Consider the following 16,191-nt stretch of genomic DNA (forward strand, 5'->3'; position numbering starts at 1 on the left):
CCAGGAGACTTATTGATGTCCGATTATGACATTCCGACCCTCAAGGAAAACATCGACCGCGATACGGTTGATCAGGTGCTGGCGCTCGACGTCGACAAGTACAAGTACGGCTTCGAGACGATTATCGAATCCGACAAGTCGCCCAAGGGCCTCAACGAGGATACCGTCCGGTTCATTTCGGCCAAAAAGAACGAGCCCGAATGGATGCTCGAATGGCGGCTTGAAGCGTTCCGGCGCTGGCTGACGCTCGAAGAGCCGACCTGGGCGCGTGTCTCCTACCCACAGATCGATTTCCAGGATCAGTATTACTATTCGGCGCCCAAGAGCACCACGGGACCCAAATCCCTTGCCGATGTGGATCCCGAACTGCTGCGGACATACGAGAAGTTGGGCATCCCGCTCTCTGAGCAGAAAATTCTGGCTGGCGTGCAGGGCGAGGATGACGCGGCTGCGGGCACGCCGTTTGGCAGCAATGTCGCCGTCGATGCGGTGTTCGACTCGGTTTCGGTGGTCACCACCTTCCGCGAGGAGCTTGGCAAGCACGGCATCATCTTCTGCTCGATTTCCGAAGCGGTGCGTGAGCATCCCGAACTGGTCAAGAAGTATCTCGGTTCGGTCGTTCCGGTCACCGACAATTTCTATGCAACGCTCAATTCGGCCGTGTTTACAGACGGTTCGTTCGTTTACATCCCCAAGGGCGTCCGCTGCCCGATGGAGTTGTCGACCTATTTCCGCATCAACGAGAAGAACACGGGCCAGTTCGAGCGCACGCTGATCATTGCCGAAGAAGGCTCGTATGTGAGCTATCTCGAAGGCTGCACCGCACCGATGCGCGACGAAAATCAGCTGCACGCCGCGGTTGTCGAACTGGTGGCGCTGGACGAAGCCGAGATCAAATATTCGACGGTCCAGAACTGGTATCCCGGCGACAAGGACGGCAAGGGTGGCATCTACAATTTCGTCACAAAGCGTGGCGACTGCCGGGGCAAGAACTCCAAGATTTCCTGGACGCAGGTCGAAACCGGCTCGGCGATCACCTGGAAGTATCCAAGCTGCATCCTGCGCGGCGACGGTTCGCGCGGCGAATTCTATTCGATCGCAATTTCGAACGGAAAGCAGCAGGTCGACAGCGGCACCAAGATGATCCATCTGGGCAAGAACACGTCCAGCCGCATCATTTCCAAGGGCATTGCCGCGGGCAATTCCGACAACACCTATCGCGGACAGGTGTCCTCGCATCGCCGGGCGACGGGCGCGCGCAATTTTACCCAGTGCGACAGCCTCCTGATCGGCGACCGGTGCGGGGCGCATACGGTACCCTACATCGAAAGCCGCAATTCCTCGACGGTGTTCGAGCACGAAGCCACCACGTCCAAGATTTCCGACGACCAGATGTTTTATTGCCTGCAGCGCGGGTTGAGCGAGGAAGAAGCCGTGGCGCTGATCGTCAACGGGTTCGTTCGCGACGTGCTGCAGCATCTGCCGATGGAGTTCATGGTCGAAACCCAGAAGCTAATCGGGATTTCGCTGGAAGGCAGCGTGGGCTGATGACCGGGTCTTACAACCCTGTTCTGCGCCTGTCGGAGGCCGAACTCGAGCGGAATGCTGACCAGGGCTGGTTTGAATCTCACGATGCGTATGTGGGAGATATCCTCCAACTGACGCGGCTGGGCTGCGCCTATACCGAAGTGGCGCCGGGAAAGACGGCATGTCCCTATCACGTGCATCATGCCGAAGACGAAATGCTGGTGATCCTTTCCGGCGAAGGCGAATACCGGTTCGGCGGAGAAATTTACAAGGTGAAGGGTGGCGACGTGCTCGGCGCGCCCATGGGCGATGCGAGCTACGCGCACCAATTGATCAATACCGGGACGGAAACGCTCAAATATCTGGTGATTTCGTCCAAGGCGGATGTCGATGTCTGTGAATATCCCGACAGCGGGAAGTTTCAGGTGATGAGCCGCCCTGTGGAAGGCACAAAACGACGGCGCTTCCGCTTTATCGGTCGAGAAGAAACAAGCGTCGAGTATCTCGACGGCGAAAATATCGGAGACGAAAAATGAGCACCCCGTTGCTTGAGATCAAGAACCTGCATGTTCGCGTCGAGGACAACGAAATCCTCAAAGGTGTGAACCTGACCCTCAATCGCGGTGAAGTTCACGCGATCATGGGCCGGAACGGTTCGGGCAAGTCCACGCTGTCCTATGTGCTGGCCGGCAAGGAAGACTATGAAGTCACCGAGGGGGAAATCCTGCTCGATGGCGAAAATCTTCTGGAGATGGAAGCCGATGAACGCGCCGCCGCAGGTGTGTTTTTGGCCTTCCAGTACCCGATCGAAATTCCGGGCGTGGCGACGATGACCTTTCTCAAGGCGGCCATGAATGCCCAGCGCAAGGCGCGCGGGGAGGGCGAGCTTTCGACGCCCGATTTCATGCGTGCCGTCAAGGATGCCGCCGGGCTGCTGGAAATCAAGCAGGACATGCTCAAGCGCCCGCTCAATGTGGGGTTCTCGGGCGGTGAGAAAAAGCGCGCGGAGATCCTGCAGATGGCGCTTCTGGCCCCCAAACTCTGCATTCTCGATGAGACCGATTCCGGACTGGACATCGATGCGCTCAAGGTTGTGTCCGAGGGTGTCAACAAGCTGCGCGATCCCGAGCGCTCGATGCTGGTCATCACGCACTATCAGCGCCTTTTGAACTACATCGTGCCTGACGTCGTGCATGTGTTTTCGGCAGGGCGTGTTGTGGAAACCGGCGACAAATCGCTGGCGCTCGAACTCGAAGCCAAGGGCTATGCCGACTTCGACGAATCCAACGCCGCCTGAGAGGTAACGCTGTGAACATACAAACGCCTGTCCGGCTCAGTGGCGCCGAGGAAAGCCTCGTCGCCCAGCTCGAAAGCGTCGGCGCCAAGGATGCAGCCGAGCGCTTGCGGGTGATCGGCCTGCCGACGCGTCGGGTCGAGAGCTATCACTATACCGATCTCAAGACGCTTCTGAGCGCGGTCCCGCCTCTGGCCGAGGTGGCAAACGATTTTAGTGCGCCGGCCATCGACATTCCCGGTGCCTATCGGATCGTGATCGCCAATGGCGTCGTGCAATCGACATCGACGGCGCCCGCCGGGGTGATCGTGGGCAAGGCTGCCGGATCGGTCCTGACGACGCGCGACGACGTAATTGTGCGCCTCAACGCTGCGCTGGTCGCGGAATCGCTCAGCCTCGAACTTGCCGGATCGGTCGATCCGGTGATCCATATCGATCGCCGGATGGAAGGGCCTGCCGCCCACGTTCAGTCCGGCGCCAAGATTGCCATTGCGCCAGGTGCAAAGGCGACGGTTATCGAAACGGTTTCGGGCAGCGATGCGGCGCATATGGGTAATGCGGGCAGCTATATCTCGGTCGGCGACGGCGCCGAGGTGACCCATATTCTCGTGGACGTTTCAGCGCGGCAGGCGACCCATTTCGCAACTGTCGAGTATCGGATCGGGGCGGAAGCCAACCTCAAATCGGTGGTCATCAATGCAGGCGCCCATCTGGCGCGGGTCAATGTGTTCGCCGATTTCGTCGGCGAGACCACTCATGGCGATTTCTTCGGCCTCAACGTGGTCGACACCGACGAGCTTCGCGACATTACCATCGACATTACCCATGGCGTGCCGAACACAACCTCGGCCGAGCTCTACAAGCAGATTGCGCGCGGCCGCGGCAAGGCGGTTTTCCAGGGCAAGATCAATGTCGCTGTCGATGCCCAGAAAACCGATGCCAAGATGATGACGCAGGGGCTAATGCTCTCGGATGAGGCGGAAATTCTCTCCAAGCCCGAGCTTGAAATCTTTGCCGACGATGTGGTCTGTGGCCACGGCGCGACATGCGGGGATCTGGACGAGACCTGGATGTTTTATCTGATGAGCCGCGGCATTTCGCGTGCCGATGCCGAAACCATGCTCATCCGCGCCTTTCTTGAAGAAATCACCTCAGCGGTCGAGGACGAGTATATCTCCGAAGCGCTTTCGGGGATCGTCGAGCGCTGGCTCAAGAAGGACGCCTGATGGCTTTCGATCTCGCGGCAGCACGCGCCGATTTTCCCATTCTCGATGAGGAAATCCACGGCAAGCGATTGGTCTATCTCGACTCGGGTGCTTCGGCGCAAAAGCCGGTGCAGGTGCTCGAGCGGATGGATCATGCCTATCGGCATGAGTACGCCAATGTGCACCGGGGGCTGCATACTCTGGCCAACCGGGCGACCGAGGCCTTCGAAGGTGCGCGCGAAAAGGTTCGCGCGTTCCTGAATGCCGGGCGGGTCGAGGAGATCGTTTTTACGCGTTCAACGACAGAGGCGATCAACCTTGTCGCTTCTTCCTTTGCCGGTCCGCGGATCGGGGAGGGCGACGAGATTGTCATTTCGATCGCCGAACACCACTCCAACATCGTGCCGTGGCATTTCCATCGGGAACGCAAGGGCGCGGTGATCAAATGGGTGGATGTGGCCGATGACGGCAGTTTCGATCTCGATGCTTTCGCCGCAACGCTGACCGATCGCACCAGGATCGTTGCCATCACGCATATGTCGAACGTGCTGGGCACGATCAATCCGGCCAAGCAGATCGTCGAGATCGCGCATGCACGCGGTATCCCGGTGCTGATCGACGGCAGCCAGGCGGCTGTTCATACCAGGGTGGACGTGCAGGAGATCGGGGCCGATTTCTATGTCTTTACCGGGCACAAGCTTTACGGGCCGACTGGGGTGGGCGTGCTTTACGGCAAGTATGATCTGCTGGCCGAGATGCAGCCGTTCCTCGGCGGCGGGGAAATGATCGAAGAGGTTTCGGTGGATGCCGTGACCTACAACGCGCCGCCGCACCGTTTCGAGGCCGGCACGCCACCGATCGTGCAGGCCATCGGGCTGGGTGCGGCCATCGATTATGTCGAGGCTTTGGGGCGTGATGCGATTGCGGCCCATGAGCATGAGGTTGCCGCTTATGCCGGCGAGCAACTTTCCCGGATCAATTCCTTGCGCATGATCGGGACAGCTGCGGGCAAGGGTGGGATATTCTCCTTCATGCTCGAAAACGCCCATGCGCACGATGTTTCGACAATTCTCGACCGCTATGGCGTTGCCGTGCGGGCCGGGACCCATTGCGCCATGCCTCTCTTACAAAGATTTGGCGTTACCTCTACATGTCGGGCCTCGTTTGCCCTATATAATGGCAAGGACGATGTGGATGCGCTCGTCGAGGCTGTCGAAAAGGCGCAATCCTTCTTTTGATATTGGACCGTCATGACTGATACTGCACCGGAAAAGACCGAAGCCGAAGCCAAGAGCTTTGTGGAGGGTGGCAATGCGCTGCCGGCCGAGGATGTGGAACGCATCACGGCGGACCTCATTGCGGCACTCAAGACGGTCTATGACCCTGAAATCCCGGTCGACATCTATGAATTGGGCCTGATCTACAAGGTCGATCTCGACGATGACCGGAACCTGACCATCGATATGACATTGACAGCTCCAGGCTGTCCCGTGGCCGGTGAAATGCCGGGATGGGTGGAAAATGCCGCCCGTTCGGTGGAAGGTATTCAGGACGTCGAAGTGAAAATGGTGTTCGATCCGCCCTGGGGGCCGGACCGGATGAGCGAAGAAGCGCAAGTCGCGCTCAACTGGTGGTAAGAATGGCTTTTGCGATCATGGAACTCACCGATGCCGCTGCCGAGCGCATCAGGGAAATCATCGAAGACAGCGACAAGCCCGTGAGCGGCGTGCGCGTCGGGGTGAAGAACGCCGGTTGTGCCGGCATGGCCTATACGCTCGATTATGTCGAGGAGGCCGTGGAGGGCGACGATCACATCAGCGACAAGGGCGTCGAGGTTTGGATCGAGCCCAAGGCGACCCTGTTCCTGCTCGGCACGGTGATGGATTTCGAGGAAACCCGAATGACATCGGGCTTTACCTTCAACAACCCCAATCAGGAAGGCGCTTGTGGGTGTGGGGAGAGCGTGCAGCTCAAGCCCGCCGATCTCGCCGACATCGCCCGGGCACGAGCCGAAGCGACGGCCTGACGGCGATTATGCCACGTCGGTCGATGATATCGGGCGATCAGGCAGGTCTTTTTCGGACATCACACGATTTCGTCCGGCATTCTTGGCGGCGTACAGGCACTTGTCGGCACGTTCGATGAAAGCGGCGGCGGTGTCGCCGGGACGCCACTGCGCGACACCGACCGACAGGGTAATGCGCCCAAGCTTTTCATTGGTCGAGCGCTTGAGAAGTTCTTTGGCCTGTACTGAGCGACGGATGTTTTCGGCGACGGTGAGGGCACCGTCCAACTCGGTCTCAGGAAGAATTGCAGCAAACTCTTCGCCGCCGAAGCGAGCCGGCATGTCGCGTCCCTTGAGATTGGCCTTGAGTACCTGCGCCACCAGTCGCAGCACCTGATCGCCGGTCAGGTGTCCATAGGTATCGTTGAACGCCTTGAAGCTGTCGATATCGAACAGAAGCAGCGAGAGCGTTGCGTTCTGGGCATGGGTTCGCTCCAGCTCGGCGGAAAATTGCTCATCGAAGCATTTGCGGTTCGGAATCTTGGTCAGGGGGTCGAGCATGGACTCCTTGCGGACCTCATCGAGATCGCGCTGGAGCACGGAAATGTCGTCCTTGGAGTTTTCGAGTTCGGCTTCGAGACGCCGGTTCATGTCCTGCATCCGGCGCGTTTCCTTGAGCAGGCGCGAGGACAGCATTTTCAGCGCATCTTCATCGATGCCGCCGACCGCCAGATCGCCAGATGCCTGCTGGAGTGACCCCGAATAGGAATTGGCGCTGACCATGGCGATATCGATCGCCTGATTCACGTCGGTGATCTTGCGGCTCATGACCTGCGACATGGCGCGCAGCTTTTCGTCCATGTCGGAGACCTTGAGGAATTTCTCGCACAGGTTCGAGGCCTCATCGATGGTGATGGTGCCCGACCGGGTCAGAATTGCATTGATCTGGGTGTTGAGTTCGGTGTTTGAGCCGGTCGCGTAGGTGTAGAACAGCTCGTAATAAACCGGAAACGGCGGAATCTGCGCGCGCTTGAGCAAGGCAAGCGCTGCGTTGGCAAATCCTGATGCGCGGTCAAAGTCCAGGTTTGTCACGTTGCGTCAACCATCACCTGTTCTGATCGAATCATAGTCCGGCAGGGCTTAAGGCTGCCTTAAACCAGGTCCAACTCCTTAACCGCGTCCGAGCGCCGTCGATAAGCGGATTGAGACTTCAGATTGCAGTGCAGGTTGCGTGCGACACCATCAACATGGAGTGCCAAACGCTTCCAGAACCCCCCGGCATGGAACCGTTGATTAGCTAGAGTGTCAGGGTGCGCCTGTCCAGATGAAAAATTACAGCCGCGGCCAGCGGGCCGAGATGTCAACAGATGTGTGGGCCCAACGGGGCGAAGGGCCACACCCGGCAACATTGCGGTCAGGCTCTGCCGGTCGGGCGCAGGAGGAAGGCGGGGATATGGCCTTCGGACTTGAAGCTCGCCGGCGCGTCGTCATTGTTGGCGCGTCGTGGCTGTTCGCGCTGCTGACGTGGAGCCTGCTCCCGGTCCTGCCGTGGCGACGGCTCACGCTTCTGACGCGGCGCCTGCTCGGCCTGCTTGGTCTGCTGCTTTTCGGCTGCAGGTTTTTCCTCCTTGCCGCGCGTCCGACGGCCGCGTTTGCGGCCACTGGCCGGTGCTTCGTCGCCTTGTGAGGCGTCAGGCGTGGGCGCAGATGGAGAGGTGGGTGCATCGGCCCAGGCGATATCGCGCTGGATCAGCTTGGTTATGGCGTCGACATATTTGGTTTCGCCCGGCCCAATCAAGGTAATGGCGGTGCCGGAGCGTCCGGCGCGGCCGGTCCGGCCGATGCGATGCACATAATCCTCGGCATGGGTGGGCACGTCGAAATTGAAGACATGACTCACTGCGGGGATATCGAGACCACGGGCGGCAACGTCAGAGGCGACAAGGATCGCGAGCGAGCCGGCGCGGAAGCGGTCGAGCGTTTCCGTGCGTGATTTCTGATCCATGTCGCCGTGCAGCGCGCCGGCATCAAAGCCATGACGCTCGAGCGAACGCGCGACCGTCGCGACGTCGCGCTTGCGGTTGCAGAAGACGATGGCATTCTTGAGATCCTTGGCCGCACGGATCTGGTCACGAAGCGCTGCCCGCTTTTCCGCCGGCGTCCTGCCAACCTTGAGCAGAAGCTGCTCGATGGTATCGGCGGTCGAATTCTGGCGCGCCACTTCAACCTTGACCGGATCGCGCAGGAAGCGCTGGGTCAGTTTCTGTATCTCGGGCGGCATGGTGGCCGAAAAGAAAAGGGTCTGGCGGCGTGCCGGAAGCAGCGAGCAGATGCGTTCGATGTCGGGGATGAACCCCATGTCGAGCATGCGGTCGGCCTCGTCGATGACGAGAATGTCGACGCCGGTGAGCAACAGGCGTCCGCGCTCGAAATGGTCGAGCATACGGCCGGGCGTGGCGATCAGGACATCGGCGCCGCGGTCGAGCTTCTTGTTCTGGTCTTCAAAGGAGACGCCGCCGATCAGCAGCGCGACGGTCAAGCGGTGATTCTTGCCGTATTTTTCGAAGTTCTCGTGAACCTGCGCCGCGAGTTCGCGCGTGGGTTCGAGAATGAGGGTGCGCGGCATGCGGGCACGGGCCCGGCCTTTTTCGAGCAGGGAGAGCATCGGCAGCACGAAAGAAGCCGTTTTGCCGGTTCCGGTCTGTGCGATCCCGATCAGATCCCTTTTTTCAAGGACATGGGGAATGGCCTGGGCCTGGATATCGGTTGGCTTGGTATAGCCGGCTGCGGCGACCGCTTCGGTGACCTTGTCGCCCAAGCCGAGCTCGGAGAATTCAACAGTCAAATCGGGTGTCCATCATGTTCGGGTCAGAGAATAAAGAAGAAGTGAGGCGGACTGCCGGTTCGTTCTTTCTCGACGTGTCGCCAGCGGAAATCGGTACACTTTCATCCACACTTGGCTCAAACCTGCACGCGGAGCGTGCAAGCGAACGGGTATGGCCTCTGACGAGCGGGACCATAAACTACCTTGGGTTCAAGTCAATCTTGATTTGGCCATCAATATTAACAGTGGTGCTATTGTAAGCCATCAAACGTCGACATCGGTCACAAACGCCGCTTTTTCCGAAATGAATTCGAAGCGGGACTCGGGCTTGTTTCCCATCAGCCTGTCGACGGTATCGCTGGTTTGGGCGCGATCGGAAACGACGCGCACCTGAAGCAATGTCCTTGATTTGGGGTTCATGGTCGTTTCCTTCAAGTGGGCATGGGGCATTTCGCCAAGCCCTTTGAAGCGCGTGACCTCAACTTTACCGCGTCCGGTGAACTCGTCTTCCATCAGCCTGAGCCGATGGGCATCGTCCATGGCATAGGCGGTCTTGGCACCTTGCGACAGGCGATAGAGCGGAGGCAGAGCCAGATAGAGATGGCCGCCTTCGATCAGGGCGGGGAGTTCCTGATAAAAGAAGGTCATCAGCAATGAGGCGATGTGGGCGCCGTCCACGTCCGCGTCGGTCATGATGATGATCTTGTCGTAGCGCAGATCGTCTTCGCGATATCTGTCGCGCGTGCCGCAGCCCAAAGCCTGAATGAGATCGGCAATCTGCTGGTTGGCGGCGAGCTTGTCGCGGCTGGCGCCGGCGACGTTGAGCACCTTGCCGCGCAGGGGCAGGATGGCCTGACTGGCACGGTCGCGCGCCTGCTTGGCACTGCCGCCGGCACTGTCGCCTTCGACGATGAACAACTCGGCGCCCTGGGCTGCCGACTGGGTGCAATCGGCGAGTTTTCCGGGCAGGCGCAGTTTGCGGGTCGCCGATTTGCGGTCGATTTCCTTTTCCTTGCGGCGGCGCAGGCGGTCCTCGGCCCGCTCGATGGTCCATTCGAGCAATTTGTTGGCCTGGTTCGGCGACGCGGTCAGCCAGTGGTCGAAGGCGTCGCGAATGGCGTTGTCAACGATACGCGTGGCTTCACCCGAAGCGAGCTTGTCCTTGGTCTGACCGACAAATTCGGGCTCACGGATAAAAACGGAAAGCATGGAGCCGCAATGGCCCAGAACGTCTTCGGACGTGATGACCGAGGCGCGCTTGTTGCCGACCATGTCGGCATAGTTTTTCAGGCCGCGGAGCAGGGCGGTGCGCAAGCCCGCTTCATGGGTACCGCCATCCGGAGTGGGCACAGTGTTGCAATACGAGGATGTAAACGTGTCGCCAAGATACCAGGAGATCGCCCATTCGACCGATCCGTGACCGCCGGGCTTTCCTATCTTGCCGGAAAATATGTCGTCGAGAATGCGCGTTCTGCCTTCGATGCGGCGTTCGATGAAATCGCGAAGGCCACCGGGAAAATGGAATACGGCCTTGGCCGGGACCTCATCGGTGGCCAGCGTTTCGTCGCAGGACCAGCGGATTTCGACGCCACCGAAAAGGTAAGCCTTGGCGCGCGTCATGCGGAAGATGCGGTCGGGGCTGAAGCGGGCCGAATTGCCAAAGATCTGGGCATCGGGATGAAAGCGGATCGTGGTTCCGCGGCGGTTGTTGACGCGGCCCATGTTTTCCAGTTGCGAGGTCGGCTTGCCCCGCGAATAGGTCTGCCGATAGAGAGTCTGGTCGAGCGCGACTTCGACGATGAGATCGTCGGTCAGCGCGTTGACGACCGATACGCCGACGCCATGCAACCCGCCGGAGGTTTCATAGGCCTTGGAATCGAATTTGCCGCCCGCGTGAAGCGTGGTCATGATGACTTCAAGCGCTGAAAGGTGCGGGCGCTTGGGGTGAGCGTCGACAGGGATGCCGCGGCCATTGTCGGTCACGCTGACATAGCCATCCTCGCCCAGGTGAACCTCGATACGGTTGGCGTGACCACCGATCGCCTCGTCCATCGAGTTGTCGATCACTTCGGCGAACAGATGGTGGAGCGCGTTGGCGTCGGTTCCGCCCACATACATGCCAGGCCGGCGGCGCACCGGCTCGAGACCTTCGAGCACCTCGATATCGGCGGCCGTGTAGGAGCCAGACGGCGCCGGGTCGCGCGCTGCAGCGGGGCGCTTGGGCTCGGCGGCGGGTTGGGGGGGCGTGACGCCAAAAAGATCGTTGTCGTCGGTCATGGGCCTCAAAAAAATCTTGCCGGACGAATCAGATGATAATCCGGTCTATCATATGGCGGCTTGTATGAGCGGAAACACCACAGTTTCCAAGGTGTTTCAACAGGATTGCGCTTGCACCGCCGCAACGTCTGCCAAGTGCCGGATTCTCATCCTGGGACACTTGTGGGGCGTAAAATCATGGCCCGGTTTACGTTCGGTTTGCGTCTCATCAGCACTTTTTTAAGCCCATTGCGGTAAAAAATCTCCATACGGTTCATGTGTTTGGAGTTGCCGTATGCGTGCACGAATTGCCCGCGGCGCTGCGTATCAGGCGTCTGGGTCAGGGCACGAAGTGTTCTGGTGGCTGCAGGCCGGATTGAAGAGTTCTGCGTACCGGCTTGCCCACCTTTCACTTCCCAGAGCCGTCCTGTTGCCGGGACTGGTGGCGGTGTTTTTTCTGGCCTGACGCGCGCGGCGCGGTTGCGTGAGTCTCGCGCGACAGCTAACTAGTGCGGACTGATCCCAGGAGTCCGCAGTGTCCGACCAGCAGGCCAAGCCCATCCGTCCGCTCTATTTTGTCGCTTCGTACCCGCGTTCGGGCGGCAATTGGGTGCGCTCGGCGATTTTCCTGATGATCGCGCTGGGTCAGCCCAATCCGCCAAAGCGGATCGATATGCGCAATATCGACAACATCATACCGCTCGATTCCCATGGCCGCTTCTACAAGGAAGTCACCGGCAAGGAGGCCAGCAGCCTTGCCGAGGAGGAAGTGGCGGCGGCGCGACCGCAGGTGCACGAGCTGCTTTCACGCGACACGCGCGGTCTGCCGGTTGTGCGCACGCACGCTGTGCGCGGCACGTTTTTCGGGCATCCGACCTTCAACACCAAGGTTTCGATCGGCGGGACCTACATCGTGCGCTCGCCGCTCGACGTCGCCGCCGCTCTGGTTGAGGTGAGCGGGATGCAGCCCATGCGGGTGATCGAGGCGATGATGACCGTGGACCGCCGGGTGCGGGGCGGGGCGACTCGCGTTTCCGAGCCGCAGGGCTCCTGGAGCCAGAATGTGGCGAGTTGGATCGGCAAACGACAGCCCGAGGTTCATGCCATCCGATTTGAAAATCTGCGCTCGAACCCGATCAAGGAACTCAAGGCGCTGGCCGCGCACATGAAGATTCCGGTGACCGACAAGAGCCTCGAAACTGCCGCCGGCCTGCTTGCTGAAACACATAAGGCGAGCGGCAAGAACGGGGTACCGCGTGACTATCGCGAAACGCTCAAGCCTATCCACGCCCGTGCGATCATCGAGGCGCATGGGGTGCAGATGGACGCCCAGGGATATCTGACCGACAGCGTGTTGCAATATGCCGACATCGACCGCAAGGCGGCGATGATGCTGGCGGAAAAATACGCCCCGCGCACGGCGAACTGAGCCTTGCGCAAGCCCTTTGGGGTGGTGCATAGTTTCACTGTCGTCGCGTGTCCGAACCGCAAAATCGTTTTCACTTTTGCTGGACACGCTCTGGGAAATGAAAGGAGGGCTGCGTGATCGATATCTGGCGTCACCATCGTCAGCGTGGCCCTGTTTGCGCCCTGCAGCACATGTTGCAGGGCTGACCGTCACCGGACATTTCGCATTCGAATTCCGTACGGGTCTGCCCTGATCGCGACCGCATGATGCCATGCGGTCTGGCAGAACTGGGTGGCTTTGGCCATCGCGGATATTCGAGACTGAGATGACGACGATTGCCCTTAAATCAGCCGGTTATACGGCGAAAACCAATCTTTTCAACGATTTGACGCTCACGATTGGATCCGGTGACCGGGTCGGAATCGTGGCCGGCAACGGCGCTGGCAAGACCACGCTGCTCAAATGCCTTGTCGGCGAGAATGAACTTACCCGTGGTGGCATCACGCTCTCGCGCGGTGCGCGGGTCGGGATGGTGCCGCAGGTCGTGCCCGAAAAGCTGTTTGATTTGAGCCTGTTCGATGCTGTTGCCACGGGGCTCGATGCGGAGACGCTGGAGAGTGAAAGCTGGCGGGTCGATGTGGTGCTCGATACGCTTTCCACACCCGAGGGCATCCGTAATTTGGAGGTGCGGGCGCTGAGCGGGGGCTGGCAGCGGCTGATGTTGCTGATGCGGGCCTGGGTGTCCGATCCCGATATTCTGGTGCTCGACGAGCCGACCAACCATCTCGATCTTGAGAAAATTGCTCTTCTGGAACAGTGGCTTATGGGAATCGGTGATGTGCCGGTCATCATGGCGAGCCACGATCGGAGTTTTCTCGACGCGGTAACCAACCGCACGCTGTTTTTGCGGCCCGAGGTCTCGAGGTATTTTCCCTTGCCCTATAGCCGGGCACGCGAGGCTCTCGCTCAGGAGGACGCGAGCGAGGCGACCAAGCGCGAGCGCGACCTGAAAGAAGCGAGCCAGTTACGCCAGCAATCGGCGAAGCTGAAAAACATCGGCATCAATTCGGGCAGCGACCTCCTGCAGAAAAAGCAAAAGCAGCTTCGCGAGCGGGCCGATAAAATCGAGGCGCGGGCCAAGGTCCTGCACAAGGAGCGCAGCGGGGATATCCGGCTGTCCAATCGTGGAACGCATGCCAAAGTGCTTGTGTCCATCGAAGAACTGACTGTGGCGGCGCCCGATGGACGCAAGCTGTTCTCGATCCCGAAACTGCATATCTTTCAAGGCGATAGAATCGTCCTTCTGGGACGTAACGGAACGGGAAAAACCAGTCTCGTCAGGCTGTTGCGGCGCGTCCTTATGGGTGGAGAGAGCATCGATGGGATCAAGGCGACGCCAAGCCTTGTGGTCGGATACATGGATCAGGCGCTCGATTTCGTTCCGGAAAAACTCAGCCCGTTCGATTTCATATCGGCGCTCGGGCAGGGCGATCAGCGGACGCGGAGCCTGCTTGCGGCGGCCGGAATTGACCCTGACGCTCATCGGACCTCCGGTGCGCGTCTGTCTCACGGCCAAAGGGCAAGGCTCGGGTTGCTGGCGCTGCGCCTGATGGAGCCCAATTTCTACCTGCTGGACGAACCGACCAACCACATCGATATCGCCGGACAGGAAGCGCTGGCTGCCGAGATCATCGAGCACGACGCCAGTTGCGTGCTGGTGTCGCACGACCGCGCCTTTGTGCGGGACGTTTCCAATCGGTTTGTGGTGGTCGAAAGGGGAAGGCTCATCGAGGCAGATGACCCCGAAGGGTTCTTTGCCGCGATGGGGGCTTGAAACAATCGGCCCCGCACGAAAATGCGGGGCCGGACCAGGCTACTGGCTTATGCGCTGCTCGTGGACGATCTGCATGGCTTGGTGGTTGGGCCATTCGATTGTGTCGACGGTATCGATATCGAATTCGACAAGGCGCTCGTTATCGGGAGCATAGACGGGCCAATCGAGGCCATCCACGTTGGGATCGCCGGACTGGGCGAAGGCGACGAGGGCGCCAGCCGAGCGGTCACGCAATTGCAGATCGGCATCGGTCCATGTCCGAGTTTGCCGGAACATGTTGAGGCTATCGAGTGTGTCGAGGAAATAAGGCACCTCGACGGTGTGATAAGCGCCGACCGTTGCTGGGTCGTGATCCGCGAAGGTCACCCCTTCGGCATAGGGCTGTGTGCGGCTGAAGATATAGGCATAGACCGGGCTGTCGCCGTGCGTGGTCTGGGCGATGGCCCAATCGCGAACGGCGCTCGCCATGGATGTGTCGCGTGAGATATCGACCGCGGTACGGCGGAAATCCCCGGCCTCCAGATCGTAGAAGGCCAGGATTTCCTCGGCGTCATCGCCGAACATGTCTTGGGCTCTGGTGCGCAGCTCGTCGGCGTCTTGAGCACCTGCAAGTCCGTTGAAGGTTTCATCCTTGGTGTAGCCGATGACCAGGGGCACGTCGGTGAAATTGCCGTTCTGGAAAGCCGTCCATGCCGGCTCGGGCAGAACGTGGCCATCGATGGCGATGCCGAAGCGGACGCCATCGAGGTCGAGAAATTTGTCGGCGGAAACAGCGCGCATCTCGTTTATGTCAGTGGCCTCAAGTTGTTCCTGGGCTCGAACGCCGGCCGCTTCGACCTGCTCATAGGGAGACGAAAAGCTGTTGACGATGCTGCCGGACATGCCGAAGATCTTGTGGAACAGGCCATTGGCCAGTGGGCTGACCTGAAGGGCACTCAGCGACATGGAACCGGCGGACTGGCCGACGATGGTGACGTTGCCGGCATCGCCGCCAAAGGCTTCGATGTTGTCCTGAATCCATTGCAGACCGAAAGCCTGATCCATCAGGCCGTAATTGCCGGACGTTCCGGTTTCGCTTTCAGCGGCGAGCTCGGGGTGGGCCATAAAGCCCATGGCGCCAAGGCGGTAGGACAGGGCGACATAGACGACGCCGCGCTGGGCGAGCTGTTCGCCGGAATAATTGGCCATGTTGGTTGAACCGACGGTGAAGCCACCACCGTAAATCCAGACGACGACCGGCAGGTCGTCGCCCGGCTCGGCGTCTTCGGGCGCCCATATGTTGAGATAAAGACAGTCTTCGGAAAGGGATTCTTCGCCGAAATAGTGGTTGATGTCGCTGTTGCGCAAGGTCTGCATGCATTCGGGGGCGAAGCGGTCGGCATTATAGACGCCCTCCCATTCCGCATGCGGCTGCGGCGGCTGCCAGCGCAGTTCGCGCAGGGGCGGTGCTGCAAAGGGCACGCCGAAATAGGCTTTAACACCTGAATCCAGCATCTTGCCTGCTATCTGACCAGAACCGGTTTCCACCGGGTCGCCCGGGATCGGGGTCTTGACGATCTGGGCCTGGGCACCGGTGGCCAACACGATTGTCGCCGCCAGCGCGGTCGCAGCGATCTTACTCAACCGAAACATGGATATCCTCCTCATCATATGTACGAAATGGTACGTACATTCGAAAGTTAGCACGAGAAGCGGCGGAGTCCATCCGGGTAAAGAAGAAATATCATATGAAAAGTCTTATGGCCTATATTTTTCGGCCATCCATCGCGGTTGGCATGACGATTTCGGCAAACAAGGAAGCGAACCGTTTTCCATCGTGGGCCGTGCCGGTCGCAGAT

At 59.7% G+C, this 16,191-nt stretch carries 14 protein-coding genes; 10 read left to right on the top strand and 4 right to left on the bottom strand.

Annotated elements, in window-relative coordinates; genetic code table 11:
- Nucleotides 1–15: 15 nt before the first annotated feature.
- From sufB to sufA, 7 genes are read left to right on the top strand one after another with little or no spacing between them, the layout of a single operon-like run.
- A complete protein-coding gene (gene sufB / locus V6617_RS09290; protein ID WP_338606713.1) occupies nucleotides 16–1,548 on the top strand; it encodes a Fe-S cluster assembly protein SufB in 1,533 nt (510 codons plus the stop codon).
- On the top strand, nucleotides 1,548–2,063 hold the full coding sequence (locus V6617_RS09295) for a cupin domain-containing protein (RefSeq protein WP_338606714.1): 516 nt from the start codon (nucleotides 1,548–1,550) through the stop codon (nucleotides 2,061–2,063). The genes sufB and V6617_RS09295 overlap by 1 nt, the downstream gene beginning before the upstream one ends.
- 8 nt (nucleotides 2,064–2,071) lie before the next feature.
- Complete coding sequence (sufC, locus tag V6617_RS09300; protein ID WP_338610667.1) at nucleotides 2,072–2,824, top strand: Fe-S cluster assembly ATPase SufC; 753 nt, start codon at nucleotides 2,072–2,074, stop codon at nucleotides 2,822–2,824.
- A gap of 11 nt (nucleotides 2,825–2,835) precedes the next feature.
- A complete protein-coding gene (sufD, locus tag V6617_RS09305) occupies nucleotides 2,836–4,047 on the top strand; it encodes a Fe-S cluster assembly protein SufD (RefSeq protein WP_338606715.1) in 1,212 nt (403 codons plus the stop codon).
- On the top strand, nucleotides 4,047–5,264 hold the full coding sequence (locus V6617_RS09310; protein ID WP_338606716.1) for a cysteine desulfurase: 1,218 nt from the start codon (nucleotides 4,047–4,049) through the stop codon (nucleotides 5,262–5,264). Before sufD ends, V6617_RS09310 begins: the two co-directional genes overlap by 1 nt.
- A 12-nt stretch (nucleotides 5,265–5,276) precedes the next feature.
- Entirely contained in the window at nucleotides 5,277–5,663 is a 387-nt protein-coding gene (locus V6617_RS09315; protein ID WP_014130696.1) for an SUF system Fe-S cluster assembly protein, read from the top strand.
- 2 nt (nucleotides 5,664–5,665) lie between these two features.
- On the top strand, nucleotides 5,666–6,052 hold the full coding sequence (gene sufA, locus V6617_RS09320; protein WP_338606717.1) for a Fe-S cluster assembly scaffold SufA: 387 nt from the start codon (nucleotides 5,666–5,668) through the stop codon (nucleotides 6,050–6,052).
- 6 nt (nucleotides 6,053–6,058) lie between these two features.
- Here the strand turns inward: sufA and V6617_RS09325 are convergent, their stop codons facing one another.
- The 3 genes from V6617_RS09325 to parE all read right to left on the bottom strand — a co-directional run bounded on the left by V6617_RS09325 (nucleotide 6,059) and on the right by parE (nucleotide 11,132).
- Entirely contained in the window at nucleotides 6,059–7,123 is a 1,065-nt protein-coding gene (locus V6617_RS09325) for a GGDEF domain-containing protein (RefSeq protein ID WP_338606718.1), read from the bottom strand.
- A 322-nt stretch (nucleotides 7,124–7,445) separates the two neighbouring features.
- Entirely contained in the window at nucleotides 7,446–8,876 is a 1,431-nt protein-coding gene (locus V6617_RS09330) for a DEAD/DEAH box helicase (protein WP_338606719.1), read from the bottom strand.
- Nucleotides 8,877–9,119: 243 nt separating this feature from the next.
- Nucleotides 9,120–11,132: a DNA topoisomerase IV subunit B gene (gene parE / locus V6617_RS09335; RefSeq protein WP_338606720.1), complete on the bottom strand. Its 2,013-nt coding sequence runs from the start codon at nucleotides 11,130–11,132 to the stop codon at nucleotides 9,120–9,122.
- Between the two features lie 274 nt (nucleotides 11,133–11,406).
- Between parE and V6617_RS09340 the strand changes: the two genes are divergently transcribed.
- The 3 genes from V6617_RS09340 to V6617_RS09350 all read left to right on the top strand — a co-directional run bounded on the left by V6617_RS09340 (nucleotide 11,407) and on the right by V6617_RS09350 (nucleotide 14,353).
- Complete coding sequence (locus V6617_RS09340; protein ID WP_338606721.1) at nucleotides 11,407–11,577, top strand: hypothetical protein; 171 nt, start codon at nucleotides 11,407–11,409, stop codon at nucleotides 11,575–11,577.
- Nucleotides 11,578–11,646: 69 nt separating this feature from the next.
- Nucleotides 11,647–12,540 carry a sulfotransferase domain-containing protein gene (locus tag V6617_RS09345; RefSeq protein ID WP_338606722.1) on the top strand — a complete coding sequence of 298 codons (894 nt, stop codon included), beginning with the start codon at nucleotides 11,647–11,649 and terminating at the stop codon, nucleotides 12,538–12,540.
- A gap of 304 nt (nucleotides 12,541–12,844) precedes the next feature.
- Nucleotides 12,845–14,353, top strand: coding sequence for an ATP-binding cassette domain-containing protein (locus V6617_RS09350; protein ID WP_338606723.1), 1,509 nt, complete (start codon nucleotides 12,845–12,847; stop codon nucleotides 14,351–14,353).
- 39 nt (nucleotides 14,354–14,392) lie between these two features.
- Here the strand turns inward: V6617_RS09350 and V6617_RS09355 are convergent, their stop codons facing one another.
- The gene (locus tag V6617_RS09355; RefSeq protein WP_338606724.1) at nucleotides 14,393–15,985 is read right to left on the bottom strand and encodes a carboxylesterase/lipase family protein; all 1,593 of its coding nucleotides are present in this window, start codon (nucleotides 15,983–15,985) and stop codon (nucleotides 14,393–14,395) included.
- Between the last annotated feature and the right edge of the window lie 206 nt (nucleotides 15,986–16,191).

It is taken from the genome of Pelagibacterium nitratireducens, from assembly GCF_037044555.1.
In the GTDB taxonomy this organism is placed as follows: Bacteria; Pseudomonadota; Alphaproteobacteria; order Rhizobiales; family Devosiaceae; genus Pelagibacterium; species Pelagibacterium nitratireducens.